At 68.0% G+C, this 17,841-nt stretch carries 20 protein-coding genes, 4 tRNA genes and 3 pseudogenes; 20 read left to right on the top strand and 7 right to left on the bottom strand.

The features are described 5' to 3' along the window. Positions 1-215: 215 nt before the first annotated feature. Complete coding sequence (locus tag J2Z30_RS03660; RefSeq protein WP_044579114.1) at positions 216-635, top strand: PPOX class F420-dependent oxidoreductase; 420 nt, start codon at positions 216-218, stop codon at positions 633-635. Positions 636-707: 72 nt separating this feature from the next. Here J2Z30_RS03660 and J2Z30_RS51270 read toward each other — a convergent pair. Further along, a pseudogene (locus J2Z30_RS51270) lies at positions 708-785 on the bottom strand (VOC family protein); the annotation flags it as partial. A gap of 29 nt (positions 786-814) precedes the next feature. Between J2Z30_RS51270 and J2Z30_RS03655 the strand changes: the two are divergent. From J2Z30_RS03655 to J2Z30_RS03640, 4 genes are all read left to right on the top strand, one after another. Next, complete coding sequence (locus J2Z30_RS03655) at positions 815-2,434, top strand: recombinase family protein (RefSeq protein ID WP_044579116.1); 1,620 nt, start codon at positions 815-817, stop codon at positions 2,432-2,434. Between the two features lie 558 nt (positions 2,435-2,992). After that, positions 2,993-3,103 (top strand) — tRNA-OTHER (locus tag J2Z30_RS03650). A gap of 218 nt (positions 3,104-3,321) precedes the next feature. Further along, positions 3,322-3,394 (top strand) — tRNA-Thr (locus J2Z30_RS03645). Between the two features lie 110 nt (positions 3,395-3,504). Then, positions 3,505-3,575, top strand: a tRNA-Gln gene (locus J2Z30_RS03640). Positions 3,576-3,980: 405 nt separating this feature from the next. On the opposite strand, the gene J2Z30_RS03635 is transcribed toward J2Z30_RS03640, so the two are convergent. Continuing rightward, on the bottom strand, positions 3,981-4,610 hold the full coding sequence (locus J2Z30_RS03635) for a DUF4352 domain-containing protein (RefSeq protein WP_078957076.1): 630 nt from the start codon (positions 4,608-4,610) through the stop codon (positions 3,981-3,983). A 72-nt stretch (positions 4,611-4,682) separates the two neighbouring features. Between J2Z30_RS03635 and J2Z30_RS03630 the strand changes: the two genes are divergently transcribed. The 5 genes from J2Z30_RS03630 (at position 4,683) to J2Z30_RS03610 (ending at position 6,922) form a co-directional block, all read left to right on the top strand. Continuing rightward, positions 4,683-4,758 (top strand) — tRNA-Pro (locus J2Z30_RS03630). Between the two features lie 119 nt (positions 4,759-4,877). Continuing rightward, on the top strand, positions 4,878-5,192 hold the full coding sequence (locus tag J2Z30_RS03625; RefSeq protein ID WP_044579119.1) for an HNH endonuclease: 315 nt from the start codon (positions 4,878-4,880) through the stop codon (positions 5,190-5,192). Between the two features lie 293 nt (positions 5,193-5,485). Beyond that, a complete protein-coding gene (locus J2Z30_RS03620; RefSeq protein ID WP_044579121.1) occupies positions 5,486-6,115 on the top strand; it encodes a bifunctional DNA primase/polymerase in 630 nt (209 codons plus the stop codon). 4 nt (positions 6,116-6,119) lie between these two features. Then, complete coding sequence (locus tag J2Z30_RS03615) at positions 6,120-6,398, top strand: hypothetical protein (protein WP_044579123.1); 279 nt, start codon at positions 6,120-6,122, stop codon at positions 6,396-6,398. Between the two features lie 56 nt (positions 6,399-6,454). Beyond that, positions 6,455-6,922 (top strand): phage terminase small subunit, encoded by a 468-nt coding sequence (locus J2Z30_RS03610; protein WP_044579125.1) that lies wholly within the window; start codon positions 6,455-6,457, stop codon positions 6,920-6,922. Between the two features lie 222 nt (positions 6,923-7,144). Here J2Z30_RS03610 and J2Z30_RS49305 read toward each other — a convergent pair whose 3' ends face one another. Then, positions 7,145-7,711, bottom strand: coding sequence for a hypothetical protein (locus J2Z30_RS49305; protein WP_078957077.1), 567 nt, complete (start codon positions 7,709-7,711; stop codon positions 7,145-7,147). Between the two features lie 18 nt (positions 7,712-7,729). Next, positions 7,730-7,861: pseudogene (locus J2Z30_RS51630) on the bottom strand (helix-turn-helix domain-containing protein); the annotation flags it as partial. A 132-nt stretch (positions 7,862-7,993) separates the two neighbouring features. Here J2Z30_RS51630 and J2Z30_RS03600 point away from each other — a divergent pair. The 3 genes from J2Z30_RS03600 (at position 7,994) to J2Z30_RS03590 (ending at position 9,545) form a co-directional block, all read left to right on the top strand. Then, a complete protein-coding gene (locus tag J2Z30_RS03600) occupies positions 7,994-8,452 on the top strand; it encodes a recombinase family protein (protein ID WP_052701743.1) in 459 nt (152 codons plus the stop codon). Positions 8,453-8,538: 86 nt separating this feature from the next. Then, the gene (locus J2Z30_RS03595; RefSeq protein WP_209468545.1) at positions 8,539-8,733 is read left to right on the top strand and encodes a hypothetical protein; all 195 of its coding nucleotides are present in this window, start codon (positions 8,539-8,541) and stop codon (positions 8,731-8,733) included. A 350-nt stretch (positions 8,734-9,083) separates the two neighbouring features. Further along, positions 9,084-9,545: a glycine-rich domain-containing protein gene (locus J2Z30_RS03590; RefSeq protein WP_044579130.1), complete on the top strand. Its 462-nt coding sequence runs from the start codon at positions 9,084-9,086 to the stop codon at positions 9,543-9,545. A 285-nt stretch (positions 9,546-9,830) separates the two neighbouring features. On the opposite strand, the gene J2Z30_RS03585 is transcribed toward J2Z30_RS03590, so the two are convergent. Next, positions 9,831-10,223 carry a VOC family protein gene (locus J2Z30_RS03585; protein WP_044579132.1) on the bottom strand — a complete coding sequence of 131 codons (393 nt, stop codon included), beginning with the start codon at positions 10,221-10,223 and terminating at the stop codon, positions 9,831-9,833. A gap of 140 nt (positions 10,224-10,363) precedes the next feature. Here J2Z30_RS03585 and J2Z30_RS03580 point away from each other — a divergent pair, with 140 nt between their 5' ends. Continuing rightward, positions 10,364-10,921: a GNAT family N-acetyltransferase gene (locus J2Z30_RS03580; protein WP_044579133.1), complete on the top strand. Its 558-nt coding sequence runs from the start codon at positions 10,364-10,366 to the stop codon at positions 10,919-10,921. 90 nt (positions 10,922-11,011) lie between these two features. On the opposite strand, the gene J2Z30_RS03575 is transcribed toward J2Z30_RS03580, so the two are convergent. Beyond that, on the bottom strand, positions 11,012-11,695 hold the full coding sequence (locus J2Z30_RS03575) for a glycerophosphodiester phosphodiesterase (RefSeq protein ID WP_044579134.1): 684 nt from the start codon (positions 11,693-11,695) through the stop codon (positions 11,012-11,014). Between the two features lie 308 nt (positions 11,696-12,003). Between J2Z30_RS03575 and J2Z30_RS03570 the strand changes: the two genes are divergently transcribed. Genes J2Z30_RS03570 through J2Z30_RS03560 form a run of 3 tightly spaced genes read left to right on the top strand, consistent with a single transcriptional unit; the run spans position 12,004 to position 15,295 of the window. After that, positions 12,004-13,401 (top strand): DUF6421 family protein, encoded by a 1,398-nt coding sequence (locus J2Z30_RS03570; protein WP_078957078.1) that lies wholly within the window; start codon positions 12,004-12,006, stop codon positions 13,399-13,401. Positions 13,402-13,454: 53 nt separating this feature from the next. After that, positions 13,455-14,237 (top strand): SDR family NAD(P)-dependent oxidoreductase, encoded by a 783-nt coding sequence (locus J2Z30_RS03565; RefSeq protein WP_078957079.1) that lies wholly within the window; start codon positions 13,455-13,457, stop codon positions 14,235-14,237. After that, entirely contained in the window at positions 14,234-15,295 is a 1,062-nt protein-coding gene (locus J2Z30_RS03560) for a threonine aldolase family protein (protein ID WP_209468544.1), read from the top strand. Before J2Z30_RS03565 ends, J2Z30_RS03560 begins: the two co-directional genes overlap by 4 nt. Before the next feature lie 214 nt (positions 15,296-15,509). Here the strand turns inward: J2Z30_RS03560 and J2Z30_RS03555 are convergent, their stop codons facing one another. Beyond that, a complete protein-coding gene (locus J2Z30_RS03555; protein WP_044579140.1) occupies positions 15,510-16,241 on the bottom strand; it encodes a lysophospholipid acyltransferase family protein in 732 nt (243 codons plus the stop codon). Positions 16,242-16,319: 78 nt separating this feature from the next. On the opposite strand from J2Z30_RS03555, the gene J2Z30_RS03550 reads away from it, so the two are divergent. The 3 genes and pseudogenes from J2Z30_RS03550 to J2Z30_RS03540 all read left to right on the top strand — a co-directional run. After that, entirely contained in the window at positions 16,320-16,784 is a 465-nt protein-coding gene (locus J2Z30_RS03550) for a TlpA family protein disulfide reductase (RefSeq protein ID WP_078957080.1), read from the top strand. Between the two features lie 194 nt (positions 16,785-16,978). Continuing rightward, the gene (locus J2Z30_RS03545) at positions 16,979-17,485 is read left to right on the top strand and encodes a flavin reductase family protein (RefSeq protein WP_044579144.1); all 507 of its coding nucleotides are present in this window, start codon (positions 16,979-16,981) and stop codon (positions 17,483-17,485) included. Positions 17,486-17,749: 264 nt separating this feature from the next. Further along, positions 17,750-17,841 (top strand): annotated as a pseudogene (locus J2Z30_RS03540) (electron transfer flavoprotein subunit beta); the annotation flags it as partial.

The raw sequence follows: 17,841 nt of genomic DNA, 5'->3' as shown, positions 1-17,841 counted from the left end.
CCCGAACGGGGACGTAATACCAGGAGACATCCCCTTCCGCGGCACCACCCACGGGAGCGCACGGGCGCAGTGGGGGAGCGCGAGGCGTGCGGAGTGGCGGAGTAGGCGGGAGCGCGAGGAAGTGGTGTGGCACGGTGAGGGGTGCGGCCCGTGGATCACGCAGGCCCCAGCCGCACCACGGGACGTGAACAGCTGTCCAAAGAGGAGGAGAGCCCGTGTCGAATCCACCGCTTCCCGAGGCCGCGGTCGCCATGCTCGAGAAGCCCAATCCGGCCGTGATCGCGACGATCCGGTCCGACGGTCAGCCGGTGTCCACGGCCACCTGGTACCTCTGGGACGACGGCCGGATCCTGGTCAACATGGACGAGGGCCGCAAGCGGCTCGACCACATCCGCAACGACCCCAGGGTCTCGCTCACCGTGATCGACGAGGCGAACTGGTACAACCACATCACCCTCATCGGCCGGGTCGTCGAGCTCCAGGGCGACAAGGACCTGGCCGGAATCGACCGGCTGGCCCAGCAGTACCTGGGCAAGGACTATCCGCGGCGGGACCGCGACCGGATCAGCGCCTGGATCGAGATCGACCGCTGGCACGGCTGGGGCGAACACAAGGAGAACAGCCAGCCCGGCTGAGTCCCCTCGGCGTCGCCCGCCCCGCCCCGCCACCGCGAGCCGTGGCGGGGCCGACGGCACGAGGAGGAGGCATCACGGGCGGTAGCGCAGCGGATGGTCCTCGGGGACCTCCACGACCGCGATCCGCACGCCGTCCGGTCCAGACCACAATGACTTTGTTATTAGGGCACACTGGGTGCATGACTGTCCTACAAGGGGCGACGCAGCTCGAAGCCTTGTCGGCTATCCGGCTCAGCGTCCGCACGGACGAGACGACATCGCCAGGGCGCCAGCGAGCCGCTAACGGAGGTTCAGCACAGGCACTCGGAGCCAAGATCATTGGCGAGGCTGAAGACCTCGACGTGTCAGCATCTAAGACGACACCGTTCGAGCGACCTGAGCTAAGCAAGTGGCTCGCGGAGCCGTCGCGGTTCGACATGATCCTTTGGTGGCGCCTCGATCGCGCTGTGAGGTCCATGGCGGACATGCACGAGCTTGCGAAGTGGGCACGCACGTATCGCAAGATGCTTGTGTTCGCTGAGGGCCCCGGAGGGATGCTGAAGCTCGACTTCCGCAACCCGCTTGATCCCATTGCGGAAATCATGGTAACGCTCCTGGCGTTCGCAGCACAGATGGAGGCACAAGCCATCCGTGAGCGCGTGCAGGGAGCATCGGCAGCTATGCGTGCCATGGCGCTTCGCTGGCGTGGTGCGCGTCCGCCGTACGGGTACATGCCGGCGCCGATGCCAGACGGAGCCGGACAGACGCTTGTGCCGGATCCCGATGCCGTCAAGGTGATCGAGCGGATCGTCCGAGAACTCATCGAGGGCGGCAACCCCACGGCTATCGCGCGAAGCCTGAACTCTGATGATCCGCCGATCCCGACCCCGCGAGATCACTGGGCGCTGAAGCAGGGTCGGGCGACGGGAGGAAGGACAGGCGGCCCAGCCTACGAACGCGGGACGAAAGTCGAACGGTTCAAGTGGGGTGCGTCGACGATCAACTCTCTGCTTCGATCGCCGGCTCTGCTCGGGCACAAGTTGCACGGAGGGGTCCCGGTGCGTGACGCGAGCGGGCGTCCGGTGGCTGCGACAGCAGAGCCGATCTTGACGCGTGAGGAGTTCGACAACATCGCTGAGCTTCTGGGGACCAGGGCGCGAGACACCCGTCCCGCCGTCCGGAAGGACACCAACGCTCTGCTGTTGCGAGTGATCTTCTGTGCGGGGTGCGACGGCCGCATGTACTACACGAAGGCCAGCGGGAAGAGAAAGACGAACGTCTACGGATGCCGATCTGCCGCACACGGCGTGACGTGCGAGACTCCCGCCTCCATCAAGGCCGAGTGGGTAGAGGAATACGTCAAGCGCGAATTCTTGCAGCACGCCGGGCGCTGGGAAGTCATCGAGATCCGCAAGATCCCGGGATACGACCCGGGGCCGGAGATCGGTGAAGTGTCGGCGGAGCTGGAAGCCCACATGAAGCAGTCGGGACGCTTCAGGTCCGAGGCGGGTCGTCGGCTGTGGGAGGAGAAGGCAACCGCGCTAGAGACCCGCTTGGAGGAGCTGGAGGCAACTCCGCGGCGTCCTCCCGTCGAAGAGGAGATCCGTACGGGGCGCACATACGCTGATCAGTGGGAGTCTGAAGACGACGCCGGGAAGCGGAACATGCTGCTCGACGCAGGGGCTCGGGTGCTCGTGAAGCAGAGCCGTGCGGGCGGGAAACATGCCCTCGATGAGTCTCGGCTTGCGTTCGACGTTGCGCAACACAGTGACCCGGAGGCGGAGGCGTTGGAGGAAGCGCGGCATCAGGCGCTGCTCTAAGGTAACGGATCAATAACGCTTGTGGGTGCGTCGGGGCTTCCTCGGTGTCCTCGTCGACCAGCCTCGTCCGCCCGCAGGCCGTCAAGCGGAACGGTGGCTACCCCCGGGCACGCTATGGGTAACTGTGTAGCGTAAGCGAGAGGCTGTGAATTGCTACGCAGAGCAACCACTGGTGTCATTCTGAGGGTCAAAGGGTCAAACTAGACCCCTATTTCTAACTCTCTCTACACGCGTTAGAGAGACTTGAAAAAGGGTCTTAGTTTGACCCTTCTGACCCTAGTTTGCATTTCTGCAGGTGGAGGACGGGGCGGCCCGTTCGACGGCCAGCCGGTGCCAAACCAAGATCTGTGCCCCATAACAGTAGTAGGGCAGGAGAACGGCGACCGTCGCGAGTGGCGGGCGGTCCGCTTCTGCCCGCCCTCGTCCGGCGCCGTTCCTGCGCTCCCCGTCCTCTCCTCCGGGTTTGAAGCGCGGTCGAGCGGCGCCGGATGGTTCATAGGTTTCCCCGCCCGGTGCATGGGACTTCGACCCGTTCGAAGCCCGGGAAGGGGGATGGCAGATCACGTAGTCCAGAGGCCGAAGACGCCGCATGCAGTAGGGATCGAGTCCCGCCCTTCGGGGCAAGTGGCCACGCCTGCCGTAACGCCGGTTCGAATCCGGCCGTGATCACGAGCGCAATGACGGATGCGCAAGCTCCGGTTAGTCCCTGTGGCACGTCAACCGAGCAAACTCCGCCGACCCGCGAGGAATCCACAGTTACCCGCGCGGTGATCGGCGTAGCCGTCGACAGGTACGGGGCTGCTTCGGCAGGAAAATCCACCTCCCCGGATGTCGGAGCCTTGCGCACTCGGGATAGTCGGGGAGGCGAAGGAGCGGCCCGACGTCGCGCTTCCGTAGCTCAGTCGGTAGAGCGCCGCTCTCGTAAAGCGGTGGCCGCAGGTTCGAGCCCTGCCGGAAGCTCAGAGGGGCGTCCCGCGCAGCGACTTCGAAGCGCGCGCCCGAAGTAGAGGGAGGAAGCCAACACCCCGGCTGCCCTCACGCTGACTACCGGCGGGACCTGGTCAGCACCTTCCCCGTTCGTACAACGGCAGTACGCCCGGCTCTGGACCGGGAAATCGTGGTTCGAATCCACGGTGGGGAGCGCGGACCTTCGGGTCTAGCTTGCCGTCTCCCGCGGGGAGGCGGACGACGCCCCTGACGGTGGCCCGAGGCAACTCGGGAGCCGTCAGGGACGCATTGCTGTCGCGCCATCGCACTCCGGGACCTCTCGGGGCAAGCCTCTGGCGCACAGAGGGCATGGCCTGAGTCGGTGACCTGGGGCAGACCGGGAGCCGACGGGCGCAACGTCCAACACCCTAGGCAGGGGCGCGAGCGGAAGGGCTGGCGTCTTCAATGACCGCCCCATGGCGCCTGCCTAGTTGATCTGCGGTGCGCAAGCCCCTTGGCGTGCCGGTTGGGTGGGCCAGGAATGCGCACAGAGGGCAGGGCACCGATCCGCGCTCAGCGCGACACCTGGCGGTGACGGCCGCCCTGCCTAGCTGACTTCCTACTTCGGCAGCTTCACGACGAACGTCGGGCCTTTGCCCGGATCGTCTCCACCGACGTAACTCACCTTCCCGCCCCGACGGCCGACGTCGAGGACGAGCGACCCCGTGACAGCCTGGCCAGGCTTGTACGTCGTATCGAGGTCCGGCCCATCGCCGACACCTTCGAGCGTGCTCGCGTCCTGCGCGGCCGTCTGGTCGTCCTCCCACTGCATCATGCCGTAGGTCATGATCTCGGCTGGAGCCTTGCCGACGTTCTTCAGCGTGAGCGTCAGCTTCACGTACTGGCCTTGCTTGGGCTTGTTGGTGGTGTCCACCTCGGCCGGCGTCACGTACTTCGCGCTGACGGCCGTGACCTGCATCTTGGTCGTCACCTTGTAGTTCTCGCCGTAGTCGTCCGTCTCGCCGACGTCGAACGTGCCTGTCTCGCCGACGGCGATCACCGGGGCCGCGGACGTGGAGGCCGATGGAGAAGGCGACTCCTCAGCCGCCTTCTGTGCTGGCTTCGACGGAGCTGCGGAGGTAGCCGGCCCGTCGACGTCTGGCCCGTCACTGCTCTCCGAGCAGCCCACCAGAACAACCCCGAGAAGGGCCACAGACGCCGCTCTGACGGCGTATCGGGACGTGCGCATGGAATCCCCCCAAGGATCACGTAAGCGGCTCCCCAAGCCGCCCGAGAAGGCTAAGTATGCACGGAAGAACCCCGGGATGTAGCTCAGTAGGAAGAGCGCCCGCTTTGGGAGCGGGAGGCCGCAGGTCCGAGTCCTGCTATCCCGACCAGAACAAAGAAGACCCTGACCGTCGCAGCTCGGCCAGGGGCTCCACTTCGAAGGTACCGACCAGCCCTGCCGCAGTGAAGACCCCTGCGCGCAGGGCTGTTCCATTTCCAGGGAGGCGTGATGGCGTGGGCCAACAGCAACCGACGTGCCAGCCTCCCGAAGAACTGGCCAGCCATCGTGCGCAGGATCAAGCGCCGTGACGGCTACCGGTGTACCACGGTGTTCGAGGTGGGCGGACGATGCACCCAGCCAGGCACTGACGTGGACCACGTGATACCCGCGTCGCTCGGTGGTTCTGACGACGACAGCAACCTGACGTTGCTGTGTCGCTGGTGTCATGAGCGCAAGAGCGCACGTGAAGGTGGCACAGCAGCGGGGCTCAAGCGCGTGCGTACACAGCGGCCGACGTCTACACATCCAGCACTGGAGGACTGACGATGCGGTTGACACTGCGTCTGCGTACACGCAGATGGCCGCTTCACACGCGCACATCGCAGTCTCAGATGTGGGTGACGTTGGCATGTGGCTGCTCCACCCGAGTACCTACACCAGGTACTCCGTGCGCGCATGGTCGGTCGTGGCGGACCGGGAGGCGCCCACACAGGGCTTCCTAGAGGTATCTGAGCGGTACGGGGGTGATTTACCGTAACGCGCCGGACCTGATGATGGTTTGAAAAATCGCAGGTCAAGCCGGGTATTACCGTAACGCGCCGTGCTAGGATGGAGCCATGGAGAGGGAGAACGTGACTTGCGCACGGTGCCCGGAGCCGCTGAAGGCGAGCCGCTCCCACCGTGCGCGCTTTTGCTCCACCCGCTGTCGCATGGCGTCTCACCGCGCGGCGAAGAACAACCCGCTCCCCATTGAGCTGACGACCCGCGACAGGTGGGTCCGACGCTCCTCCACGAAGGTCCCGTTGACGGTGGCCGGCATGGCTGCCTCGTCGACGGACCCGCGGACGTGGAGCACCTACAAGGACGCCACCGTTTCGACGGCCGGCGTCGGTCTGGGCTTCGTCCTGAGCGACGAGGACGACATCGTCTGTCTCGACCTGGACCACAGCATCAACACACTCACGGGTCGACTGGCGCCGTGGGCAGCAGCCATCCTCCGTGACGCAGGGACCACCTACGTAGAGGTCTCCCCATCCGGCGACGGCTTGCATATCTGGGGCCGCGCGAACGTCCGACAGGGACGCCGCATCCGACGCCCCGACGGTACGGCCGTAGAGGTCTACGGGACCGGCCGCTACATCGCAATGACGAGGCGCCGACATGGCAACTCCCCGTCGATCCTCGCGGACCTCTCCGCGGTGGTTTCCAAGCTGACGTCTGGGTGTCAGACCCGCAAGGCATGCTGAAGCCATGAGCGAGGCACACACCATCACCAGCCTTGGCGCGACGTGGCAGCCGGGGGACGTGGTTCTCACTTCTAAAGGTGAGCTGCGCGTCCGTGCGTCTAACAACCCGGTGTTTCCGTGGGGTGACCCGAGCCAGATCCTTTGGGGCGGCTTCGGAGAGACCCACTTCGAGGGCGGATACGCAGACGAGGACACGGACCGCCCCTTGACGCTCCTGGTGCGCAACGGCGTGCCCGTGGGCGGCCTGGTGATCAATGAGGGGGATACCCCCGCAATCGACTGACGGTGTAGCCCCCGACATGGGACGGCGCTGCCGTTCCTGACCCGGGAGGTACCGAAGTGGCCGGACGAGGTCCCGCCCCCAAAGACCCTGCCAAGCGCCGTCGGCGCAACGCCGACGCCATCCCTGAGACCGTCATCACCCCTGATGATGAACTCCGCGGCCCCGAGCTGCCAGAGGGTGCCCTGGGTGTCAACGCCAAGACTGGCGAGATCATCGAGTGGCATCCCATGACTGTTGCGTGGTGGCTGACGTGGCGGAAGTCGCCGCAGGCGCAGACCTTCACTGACACCGACTGGGCGTTCCTCGTCGACACGGCGCTGATGCATCACTCGATGTGGGCGAAGGGTCAGTGGACTCTGGCCGCCGAAGTGCGCCTCAGGGCTGCCAAATTCGGCGCTACGCCAGAGGACAGAGCCCGCCTGAAACTGAAGGTCGACGACCCGACTTCACGCCCGCAGGCGCCCGTACAGAGCGCCGGAAACGTCTCGGACATCAACTCGCGCAGGGCGCGACTCACCAGTTAGGAACCCGGATGCCGCGCGCTATCGTGCGCGCCCCCGGTCACGACCGCTCCCGCTCTCTTGGGTGGCTAGCGGCCGACGAGCGACGCCCCGAAGGCCATGCCCGGTGTGTCGGCGATGGGTGCACGTGCCAGCACCGTCCCGTTGGCGACCGTCAGACGAAATGATCACATACAGCAGCCCCCGTCGGGATCATCCGGCGGGGGCTTTTTGCGTTTCCGGCGACTACTCCCAGACAGGCCGTCCGCTCTCCCAGAGCGCAGACACGTGGCCGGCGAACCGGTCGTGCAGGCCGTCGTCGCCCATCCGATGCAGGTGGAACATCGGCGATTCATGACCAAGAAGGCTCGACAGGTGCGGGGTCACCAGCATTTCGGAGTCGAAGCTGAACACCGACAGGGCAATGTGCTCATCACTGAACCGAGCGTCGACACCGTCAATGTGATTCAGCTTCGACAGCGCGTCGAGCGTGATCCTGATCCGCGTACTGACGGTGAGCGGTACTCCTTCGATCTCTTCCCGACGTCGGGTCACCTCCGAGTCGGGATCTCCGACGAGGAACCGCACAGAGCAGCCGGACGCCGCCTTAGCCGCCAACCGGTCGACGAGGCGGGGTTGCTCCTGCCACACGAAGTAATTGGTGTAACCAGCAAACGTAATGCTGTGCGCCGCTGCGTCAATCAACTGCCCCCACACGGACGTGGGACAGGCGTTTCGGTATGGATAGGCTTGGATGATCTCGCGGCTAGCCCCCGTCTTGACAACCGACCTGGCTGCCCTCGGCCACAACATGCCGTCATCTACTCCTAACGCCTTCGCGACGGCGGCTCTCGTGTCGGGGTGTGGAGCCCGACTAGGATCCTTCAACCATCGCTCTGCGGTCTTGGTGGACACTCCCACCATACGAGCGAGGCGGTTGGGCGATACGTGCGCGTCGGCCATAGCATCTCGAAGAGCTTCGTTCAAGATTCCTCCCCCGGACGTTTAGGACACTTAGGACCATAGCGCGAAGCTGTCCTAGCTGTCCCGTCCCAAGAGGTTCAAACGTCCTGTCAAGAGGGCCACAGTTTGCGCATGGACAGCGACGCAACGAAACCATCTCTCGTATTCATCTACGACCGTGAGGAGACCAGCCAGACGGATCGACTACTCGCCCGCGTCACCATCTGCCGGGCCTACACGGCTGAGATGGGCTGGGACGTTGCGGGGCAGTGGATCGACCGCGGGGACGCTGCTGTGGGTGAGCGTCGGCCGTTCTGGCAAGGCATGATCGCGGCGATGAGGCAAGAGGGCCAGGGTCGTCGCATCGTGTGCCTGGTGGCGACCTGGAACCGGGTCGCGTACGACCTGGAGATCCGAGCCCAACTGCGGAAGCTCGTCAGCGACATCGGTGGGACATGCGTGGCCGTGGAAGACGCCGCAGCACCGCCACCGCCCAACTCCCGAGACGCGGCCCTGCGCCGGATCCGGGCCAGCGGGACGCAGATCGGGCCGGGGGCGACGCTGGTCCGCCACGACGGGGCGATGTCGTGACGTGGTTCCCCAGCAGGGACGACCACCTGCCGCGACGAGAGGCGATCTCGCGTGTCGCGGCCGTGACGCCTCGCGAAAGGGCCGCCGTGACGTTCGAGGACCGGGGGCGCGCAGCCATCAGGGCGTCGTCGCGGTACCTGGCGGACCCGTCCACGTCGCTCGAAGATGCACAGGCCGCGATCAAGCTGCTTCAGCTGGCCCTCTCCGACGTGATCATGGTTGCGGAGGATCGACAGCGGCGGCTGGCGCGAATTCAGGAGGCCGCAAGTCACCCCGCCTGATGACTTCCTCGTCCCCCCCTGATCACCGGCTGCGGAGGGGGCAGGCATCGGCGGCGGACGCTTCCCACGCGTCGTGTCCACGCCGCCGCCGGGGTCCTTGGGGTGTGGAAGGGGCGCTCTCAGGATCCCCGCATCAAGCCCCTGCCTGTCGGGCGCTGGAAAGTCAGGCAGGCAGGAAGCGGTCCGGTGGAGGTCGGCTCCGACTCCGGACCGTGGTCCCCGCTCCGAATCCCGGTGACGTGCGACGGGATGGGGGGCGGGGGCCGTGAACAGCCTCGTCCCAGTCGCGTGCTTGGAGGCCGGTGACCGGGACGAGGGCAGCGCACCACTCACAGAGAAGAGGCACGCGCATGAGCCACGGTACAGCTCTGCTCGATACCGACGACCGATCAGGCGTGATCAAGACCGTCATGGACAACAATCCGGACATGGCAGAGAGCATGGCCGGCCGGATCGTTGACGAGGCCACGAAGTTCGTGATCGCCGCATCGTGCTCCCCCGGGAAGAACCTGACTCCGTCGCGGGTCGTCGACGAGGGATGGCATGCGCTCATCCTGCACACATACCTGTACTCCAGCCTGTGTGCGCGGCGGGGCGGCTACGTCCACCACACGCCCGGCTACAACCCCAGGAACTACGACCCGGCCATCCTGGAGCGTACGAAGGACCGCCTCTCGCAGCTCGGGTTCGAGGTGGACGCGGAACTGTGGGGCCCGCCCGGCAAGGACCCGGCCGTCGTGGCGGCCAAGTGTCAGCACACGGAGGAGTGCGCGATCATGCCGATGCCGCCGGACCCCGGTCCAACGGAGTAATGAACCTCGGAGGTTCGTCCTTGAGCGGGCCGTCGACGGCAGTAGCGTCACCGAAGGAGGTTCGAGATGCGAAAAGACTGGATTGACCCTCGGTATCGCGCCGTCGTGATGACGCTTCGGGGGCTCCGAGAATGCACCGGGCGACCGGTGAAGGGGTTCCTCATCCCTGAGCGTGGTAGCGGCCAGGCTCAGGACAAGAGGAGCTAGCACTACCCCACAGCGGCCCCGTCCGTGCGCTCACCCCCGTGGCGCCGGGCGGGGCTTTTTCATGTGTGCTGTCGGCCGTCAGATCCCTGGCCGGTAACGGATCGGATGATCCTCGGGCACCTCCACGATAACGATTTTGAGTCCGTCCGGATCGGCGATCCACATCTCCACCAGCCCCCACGGCTCCTTCTTCGGCGGCCGCAGCACCTCGACCCCCTGCGCGGTGAGCTCCTTGTGCGCCGCCGCCGCGTCCGCCACCTGGAGCCACAGCTGGAGGCCCGGGGCGGGCGGGGTGTCCGAGCGGCCGGAGACCTCCAGGAAGCCCCCGCCGAGGAAGTAGACCGTGCCGCGCTCGGGGCCCGTTCCGAACTCCCGGTAGACCGCCAGGCCCAGGGCCTCGCCGTAGAACGCCCGGGAGCGCTCGGGGTCGGTCGGCCGCAGCAGGACGCGGCTGCTCAGTACGTGAACCATGCCCGCGACCCTACGCAACCTGACCTCTTCGGGGCAGGTTAAGGTCTATTTGCCGCCACCGGCCGCCACACCGGCCCACACCGGCCACCGGTTGCCGCACCGGCCGCCCGGCCGTCACCGAAGGGAACCCCGCCGACGCCATGGACACCGCGGACGCCACCGTACGAGCCACCGACCCGCTCACCTTCCGCACCGCCACCGAGGCCGATGTGGAGGGGCTGGTGGCCCTGATCGAGTCGGCCTACCGCGGGGACGCGAGCCGCGCCGGCTGGACCACGGAAGCGGACATCCTGGACGGGCAGCGCACCGACCCGGAGGACGTCACGGACGTGGTGGGGGCCGAGAACGGCCGGATGATGATCGTCGAGCGGAACGGTGAGCCGATCGCCTGCTGCCAGCTCGAGCACCGCGGTGACCACGCCTACTTCGGCATGTTCGCGGTCCGGCCCGCGCTCCAGGGCGGGGGCCTGGGCAAGGTGATCATCGCCGAGGCCGAGCGGTTCGCGCGGGCGGAGTGGGGCGCCAAGGAGATGCATATGACGGTGATCTCCGCCCGCGAGGAGCTGATCGCCTGGTACGAGCGGCGCGGCTACGCCCGTACCGGCCGGATGACCCCGTTTCCGTACGGGGAAGTGCGCTTCGGCGTACCGCGCCGCGCCGACCTCGAGTTCGAGCTGCTGATCAAGCCCCTCGGCTGAGCCCCCTCTGAGGGCCCCGAGAGGTCTCGCACCGCTTACGCCGTACGGGTGAATACGGGTGAATACGGGTGAATGCCGCCCGCGAGTGCGTCATGCCGTGAAGCGCGCCGCCCGCCGGATCTCCGGGAAGTCGGTGGTGGCGCCGTCCAGGCGGAGGCCGCGGGCCAGCTTCAGATGGTCGGGGGTGTTCACGGTCCAGCCGATGACCTTGAGGTCGTCGGCGTGCGCCTTCTCCACCAGCTCCAGCGTCAGCCTGCGGATGTTGAGCACCAGCATCCCGGCGCCGACGGCATGTGCCCGGTCGATCACATCGAGGCCGTAGCGGCTGGCCACGAGGGCGGTGCGGGCGGTCGGGAGCAGGGTGCGGACCTCGGCGAGCGCCTCGTCGTGGAAGGACAGGATGTCCACCCGGTCCAGCAGATCGCGGCGGGTCAGCACCTGGGCCAGCGCGCGGGCGGCCGCCGTGTCCTTGATCTCGGCCTGGAGCGGCGCCTCCACGGCGTCCACGACCTCCTCGAAGACCGGGATCCGCTCACCCTCCCCGGCGTCCAGCCCACGCAGCTCCGCGAGGGTGAAGTCGCTGATCGGGCCCTTGCCGTCGGTGGTGCGGTCGACGTCCGCGTCGTGCATCACCACGAGTGCGCCGTCCTTGCTGAGGTGCAGGTCCAGTTCGATGACGTCCATGCCCTCGTGCTCGGCGCGAACGAAGGACCGCAGGGTGTTCTCCGGCTCGACACCCATCACTCCGCGGTGTCCGATGGTGAGAAAAGTCAACGCTGTCTCGCTCTTCTGACGGCCCTCGACGGCCTTCGCCGGGTCGTCTTCGTCGGGTCGGGGGAGGCAGTGGGGTGGCTGATTCATCGGCATGCGGCGGACGGGCCGCCCGGACCGGCGCACACCATACCGGCCGCTCGTGACAGGACCGTTCAAGCGGGGCCGTGGCATGAGCCGAGCCGATGGGGGCAGGAAAAACTGCGGTGGTGCGGGTGTGGCGCAGGATGATTTCCCGCACCGTCGCTTGAGCGAGGGAGCATCCATAGATACGGTGGTCATACGCAAGTTTCTTCGGTGAAGGAGTGGTCATGGCGGAAATCCTTTCGTCTGTGATAGCTGAAGGTGTCGTTCTGCCCGCAGAGCGTGTGGTCGATCATCCGGCCTGGCCAACCCTCAAGGACGCTGTCGAAACGTTTCGCCGTTGGCAGTCCAAGGACGGTTCCATCGACTTCGACGCCGAGGGCGCACCCACTCGGGAGACCGCCGCGGCGACCGTCGACCGGGTGATCGGGGCCATCGAGGAGCTCGCCCCGCTGCTTCCGCACGACGCCGACTACCACCGGGCGGTCGTCGCGGATCTGCGCCGCTGGACCGAGGAGGGATTCGGCGTCCCCGACTTCCTCGACTCGCTGCTCGCCTTCCAGCCCGCCCGCACGCGCGCCGACGGCCTCCAGCACCTCGTGGTCTTCCCCATGTACACGCAGAACGGCAACCCGGACCGCAATCTGGAAGCCGTGGTGCTGCGCATGGTCTGGCCGGAGTGGCTGGCCGGGCTGGAGCGCACCCGCTATGACAACCCGCTCTACTGCGGACTGGCCTTCGAGGACTTCACCTCCGGCTACGACACCAACTCCGCGGTGCTCTTCCCGGAGACGATCGCCGTCCGCGAGGCCCCCGAGCGCTTCAGCTGGGGCGGCATCTTCTGCGACCGGGAGGCGGCCCGGTTCCGCCGGGTCAGCGAGGCCGCCGTCCGGGCCCTGGGGATCGAACTCCCCGACGACATCCGGGACATGCTCGCCGACCAGCACCGCTGCCAGGAGGCGTTCGCCCTGTGGGACATGGTCCACGACCGCACCCACAGCCATGGCGACCTGCCGTTCGACCCCTTCATGATCAAGCAGCGGCAGCCGTTCTGGATGTACGGACTGGAGGAGCTGCGCTGCGACCTCACCGCCTTCAAGGAGGCCGTGAAGCTGGACGCCGAGGGCGTCGCCCAGGGCCGTGACGTCCAGTACGCCGTGATCTTCGACCGGATGTTCCGGTTCCCGGTCACCGGCGCGCGGGTCCGCAACTACGACGGGCTCGGCGGCCAGTTGCTCTTCGCCTACCTCCACCAGCACGACGTCGTACGCTGGACGGACAACACCCTGCAGATCGACTGGTCCCGCGCCTCGCAGGTCACCAACCAGCTGTGCGGCGAGATCGAGAAGCTCTACCGCGACGGCATCGACCGCCCCAAGCTCGTCCACTGGTTCAAGGCGTACGAGCTGGTGTCGACCTATCTCGCCCCGCACCCCGGCTCGGTCTGGGCCAAGGGCCCCGAAGCCCTGGACCTGAGCCAGCCGCCGCGCAAACTCGTCGACGACGTGCTCCCCGACGAGTTTCCGCTGAGCATGTTCTACGAGGCGCTTGGGAAGAAGCTGCGTGACGTGGTCGCCTCCACCAAGGGCATCACGGCCGACAGCGACCTGTCGGCCGCGGCATGAGCACCGCGGCGGCGCACAGCCCCCGGGCGGGGCAGGACGAGGAGGCAGCGAGCATGACCACACCGACATCGAGCCCCAGCCCGAACGAGCCGGGCGAGAGGCCGCTGGACGGTGCGGTGGTGGCGGTGGCCGGCGCGGCCGGCCCCGCGGGCCGGGCCACACTGCTCCGCCTCGCCGAGGCGGGTGCCACCGTCGTCGCCTCCGACGCCGACCCGGCGCGGCTGGCCGAGGCCGTGGACGCGGCGCGTTACGCCCACGGCGGCGCCAGCGTCACCGGCGAGACGGTCGATCTGCTCGACCTCGGCGCCGCCCGCGCCTGGGCCGACCGCACCGAGAAGGAGTTCGGCCGGGTCGACGGGCTGATCCACCTGGTCGGCGGCTGGCGCGGCAGCAAGACCTTCGCCGACGCCCCGCTCGCCGACTGGGACACCCTGCACAATCTGCTGATCCGCACCGCCCAGCACACCTCCCTCGCCTTCCACGACGCCCTGCTGCGCAGCGGCAAGGGCCGCTATGTGCTGATCAGCGCGGCGGGCGCGTCCAAGCCCACCGCGGGCAACGCCGCGTACGCCGCCGCCAAGGCCGCCGCCGAGGCCTGGACGCTCGCGCTCGCCGACTCCTTCCGCAAACTGGGGGGCGAGAGCGGTCCGCCGGCGGCCGCTGCCATCCTGGTGGTCAAGGCGCTGGTGCACGACGCCATGCGGGCGGAGCGCCCCAACGCGAAGTTCGCGGGCTTCACGGACGTCAAGGAGCTGGCCGAGGCCATCACCGGACTCTGGGACCGGCCCGCCCAGGAAGTGAACGGAACCCGCCAGTGGCTGACCCCCAAGCAGTGAGGACCGACGCCCGCCGTCACCACGACCCCGAGGTGCGCGGCTTCGCCAGCGACAACTACGCCGGCACCCACCCGGAGATCCTCGCCGCGCTCGCCCTCGCCGACGGAGGCCATCAGGTCTCCTACGGCGAGGACGACTACACCGCGCATCTGCAGTTCGTCATGCGCAGCCACTTCGGCCCGCACGCCCAGGCGTTCCCGGTCTTCAACGGCACCGGCTCCAACGTCGTCGCCCTGCAGGCCCTCACCGACCGCTGGGGCGCGGTCATCTGCGCCGAGTCCGCCCATATCAACGTGGACGAGTGCGGGGCGCCCGAGCGCGTCGGCGGGCTGAAGCTGCTCACCGTCCCCACCGAGGACGGCAAGCTCACCCCCGAGCTCATCGACCGCCAGGCGTGGGGCTGGGACGATGAGCACCGGGCGATGCCGCAGGTGGTCTCGATCGCCCAGAACACCGAGCTCGGCACTGTCTACACGGTGGACGAGATCCGCGCCATCTGCGACCACGCGCACGAGCGCGGGATGAAGGTCCACCTCGACGGCGCCCGGATAGCCAACGCGGCCGCGTCGCTGGACGTACCGATGCGCGCGTTCACCAACGCGGCGGGCGTCGACATCCTGTCGTTCGGCGGCACCAAGAACGGGATGCTCTTCGGCGAGGCCGTCGTCGTCCTCGACCCGGACGCGGTGGGCGCCATGAGGCATCTGCGCAAGCTGTCCATGCAGCTGGCGTCCAAGATGCGGTTCATCTCCGTCCAGCTGGAGGCCCTGCTCGCCCGCGACCTGTGGCTGCGCAACGCCCGGCACGCCAACACCATGGCCCAGCGGCTGGCCGACGGCGTGCGCGCGGTGGACGGGGTGAAGATCCTCCACCCGGTCCAGGCCAACGCGGTCTTCGCCCGGCTCCCGCACGAGGTGAGCGAACGCCTCCAGAAGCGCTACCGCTTCTACTTCTGGGACGAGGCCGCGGGCGATGTCCGCTGGATGTGCTCCTTCGACACCACGGAGGAGGACGTGGACGGCTTCCTCACGGCCCTCAAGGAGGAGATGGGCCGGTAGGCCGTTTCCGGGAAACGAGCGCACGGGGCGGGCCGCACGGCCCGCCCTGCGGCCTTCCGTCCCCTAAGCGGATCGGCGGAAGTCGGCTGCGGTTCGGTGGCGCCCCGAAGGGGCGCGGGCCTGTGTCGAGGTGCGGCTCCGCCGCGCGGGCGCGACCAGCCACGACGCAGCCGCGGATGAACGACGGCACCTCGCGCCACTTCCCGCGGAGCGCTTAGCGGCCCCGGTCCAGGGACAGCGCCTCGGCCGGGGTGGGAGCGGTGCCGCCCAGATGGGCCGGGACCCACCAGGTGTCCTCCGGGCCCTTGGGCCGCACCGGATACGCCCGCTGCGCCGCCTCCAGCAGCTCCTGCACCCGGCCGCGCAGCCGCTCGGTCAGGGTGTCCGAGGGCTCGGTCGGGTCGGCCTCCATCGGCTCGCCCACCCGCATCGTGATCGGGAAGTGATGGCGGCCCAGCGCCCGCTTCTGGCCCTTGGTCCACAGCCGCTGCGTGCCCCACAGCGCCATCGGCAGCAGCGGGACGCCCGCCTCCTGCGCCAGCCGGGCCGCGCCCGACTTGAAGTTCTTGAGCGTGAAGGACCGCGAGATCGTCGCCTCCGGGAAGACGCCGATGATCTCGCCGGAGCGCAGCGCCCGCAGGGCGTGCTTGTACGCGTCCATGCCCGCCGCGCGGTCCACCGGAATGTGCTTCATCGCGCGCATCAGCGGCCCGGAGACCTTGTGCCGGAAGACCGACTCCTTGGCCATGAACCGCACCAGCCGCTTGGCCGGAAGGGCGGTCAGCCCGCAGAAGACGAAGTCGAGATAGCCGATGTGGTTGCTCACCAGAACCGCGCCACCCGTCTGCGGGACATTCTCGGTGCCCTTGATGTCGAAGCGCAGATCGAGCGCCTTGAACATGGTGCGGGCGATGCCGATCACCGGCGGGTAGACGAGCTCTGCCATCGAGGACCCTTCGTCGTATGCCTGGGGAGGGTTCTCCCGGCGGAAGTTACGCGGCCGTAGGTATCCGGCTTCTGGCAGATGGTGCCCGATGTCGTCTCTTTGTGCTACCGCGCGGCACGGCCCGGCCGAGAGATCCTCATCACGTCGGCGAGCCGCCGGGGAATTCCCGGGCCGCCCAGGACGCTGCACCAGGGAGGTCCGACCGGGAGGAGACAGGTGCGAGACGGCGACGGAAGCCGGCGGCTGGGCGCCGCCGAGCTCGGCGCGGAGCTGGGGGAGCGGGCGACGCTGGTCCAGTTCTCCAGCGCCTTCTGCCAGCCCTGCCGGGCCACCCGGCGGACGCTGTCCGAGGTGGCCGCGATGGTGGACGGCGTGTCGCACATCGAGATCGACGCCGAGTCGCGGCTGGAGCTCGTCCGGACGCTGGACATCGCCCGTACCCCCACCGTGCTGGTGCTCGACGCGGCCGGGCGGGTCGTAAGGCGGGCCTCCGGGCTGCCGCGCCGGGCCGATGTCATCGCCGCTCTGGGTGATGCCGTGTGAGCCTCCGCGCCCCGGCCCCACTTGACGGTCCGCACCCGGCGTGGTCAGGGTGAACGGCATGTGGCCTGGACCCCTTCTCTACGGACGTGTGTACGTGGACCTGATGCGGACCGCCGGCGCACGGTGTCCGGGCGGGTGAGCGAACGAGGACAAGCGCAGCCCCCCGCCCGTACCTCCGGCAGAAGGACAACTCCATGACGGCAACGCACGACCTCGGCACGTCCCCACTGACGACGTCCGACCTCTTCCGCTCCGTCTTCCGTCGGCACGCCTCCGGCGTCGCCGTGATCACCGCCCAGGGCACCCGCCCGGTCGGCTTCACCGCCACCTCCCTCGCCTCCGTGGCCGCCGAGCCGCCGCTGCTCTCCTTCGGCGTGGGCACCGGCTCCTCTAGCTGGCCGGTGCTCTCCGAGGCCGAGCACGTCGGTGTCCACATTCTGGGCGAGCATCAGCGGGAGCTGGCCGCGACCTTCGCGCGCAGCGGTGCCGACCGCTTTGGACCGGCCACCGGCTGGCGCTCGGGACCGGAGGGCGTGCCGGTGCTCGACGGGGTGCTGGCGTGGCTGGTGTGCCGGGTGGTGGCCCGGATACCCGCCGGTGACCACCGGGTGCTGATTGGCGAGGTCACCATGGGTACGGCGGCCGGGACCGGCCGTCCGCTGCTGTACCACCAGGGGCGCTTCAACGCGCTCCGCGACTGACCTGCCACGCGCTCCGCGGCCGACCCGCCCCTCTCCGGTTGGCATGTACGCCTCGCGTTTGATCACCGCCGTTGGCAAGGTCACAGTTCAAGCGGGTTGCGTACGGGGAATGAGCTGGGTGTACTGACGAGTAATATTTTGCTGCGGTGCATGGGCCGCTCGGCAGGAAACCGCCCGCGGTACCGCCCGGGTCCCGCCCCCGAAGGCGCCTATGCTGCCAGCAACAAGGCAGCTCGGTAGAGACGATGCAGTAGGAGAGCCGGCGTGAGCTTGAGGATCGTTGTCTGTGTGAAGTACGTGCCCGACGCCACCGGCGACCGGCACTTCGCCGAGGACCTGACCGTTGATCGTGATGA

It is taken from the genome of Streptomyces iranensis, from assembly GCF_017874715.1.
Taxonomy (GTDB): domain Bacteria; phylum Actinomycetota; class Actinomycetes; order Streptomycetales; family Streptomycetaceae; genus Streptomyces; species Streptomyces iranensis.
This window is presented reverse-complemented; position numbering and strand designations above follow the sequence as displayed.

Bases quoted from the DNA above. Each gene is read 5' to 3' on its own strand.
- J2Z30_RS03655 (WP_044579116.1), top strand. From the start codon at position 815: ATGACTGTCCTACAAGGGGCGACGCAGCTCGAAGCCTTGTCGGCTATC.
- J2Z30_RS03635 (WP_078957076.1), bottom strand. From the start codon at position 4,610: ATGCGCACGTCCCGATACGCCGTCAGAGCGGCGTCTGTGGCCCTTCTC.
- J2Z30_RS03625 (WP_044579119.1), top strand. From the start codon at position 4,878: ATGGCGTGGGCCAACAGCAACCGACGTGCCAGCCTCCCGAAGAACTGG.
- J2Z30_RS03620 (WP_044579121.1), top strand. From the start codon at position 5,486: ATGGAGAGGGAGAACGTGACTTGCGCACGGTGCCCGGAGCCGCTGAAG.
- J2Z30_RS03615 (WP_044579123.1), top strand. From the start codon at position 6,120: ATGAGCGAGGCACACACCATCACCAGCCTTGGCGCGACGTGGCAGCCG.
- J2Z30_RS49305 (WP_078957077.1), bottom strand. From the start codon at position 7,711: ATGTTGTGGCCGAGGGCAGCCAGGTCGGTTGTCAAGACGGGGGCTAGC.
- J2Z30_RS03600 (WP_052701743.1), top strand. From the start codon at position 7,994: ATGGACAGCGACGCAACGAAACCATCTCTCGTATTCATCTACGACCGT.
- J2Z30_RS03590 (WP_044579130.1), top strand. From the start codon at position 9,084: ATGAGCCACGGTACAGCTCTGCTCGATACCGACGACCGATCAGGCGTG.
- J2Z30_RS03585 (WP_044579132.1), bottom strand. From the start codon at position 10,223: ATGGTTCACGTACTGAGCAGCCGCGTCCTGCTGCGGCCGACCGACCCC.
- J2Z30_RS03580 (WP_044579133.1), top strand. From the start codon at position 10,364: ATGGACACCGCGGACGCCACCGTACGAGCCACCGACCCGCTCACCTTC.
- J2Z30_RS03570 (WP_078957078.1), top strand. From the start codon at position 12,004: ATGGCGGAAATCCTTTCGTCTGTGATAGCTGAAGGTGTCGTTCTGCCC.
- J2Z30_RS03565 (WP_078957079.1), top strand. From the start codon at position 13,455: ATGACCACACCGACATCGAGCCCCAGCCCGAACGAGCCGGGCGAGAGG.
- J2Z30_RS03555 (WP_044579140.1), bottom strand. From the start codon at position 16,241: ATGGCAGAGCTCGTCTACCCGCCGGTGATCGGCATCGCCCGCACCATG.
- J2Z30_RS03550 (WP_078957080.1), top strand. From the start codon at position 16,320: ATGGTGCCCGATGTCGTCTCTTTGTGCTACCGCGCGGCACGGCCCGGC.
- J2Z30_RS03545 (WP_044579144.1), top strand. From the start codon at position 16,979: ATGACGGCAACGCACGACCTCGGCACGTCCCCACTGACGACGTCCGAC.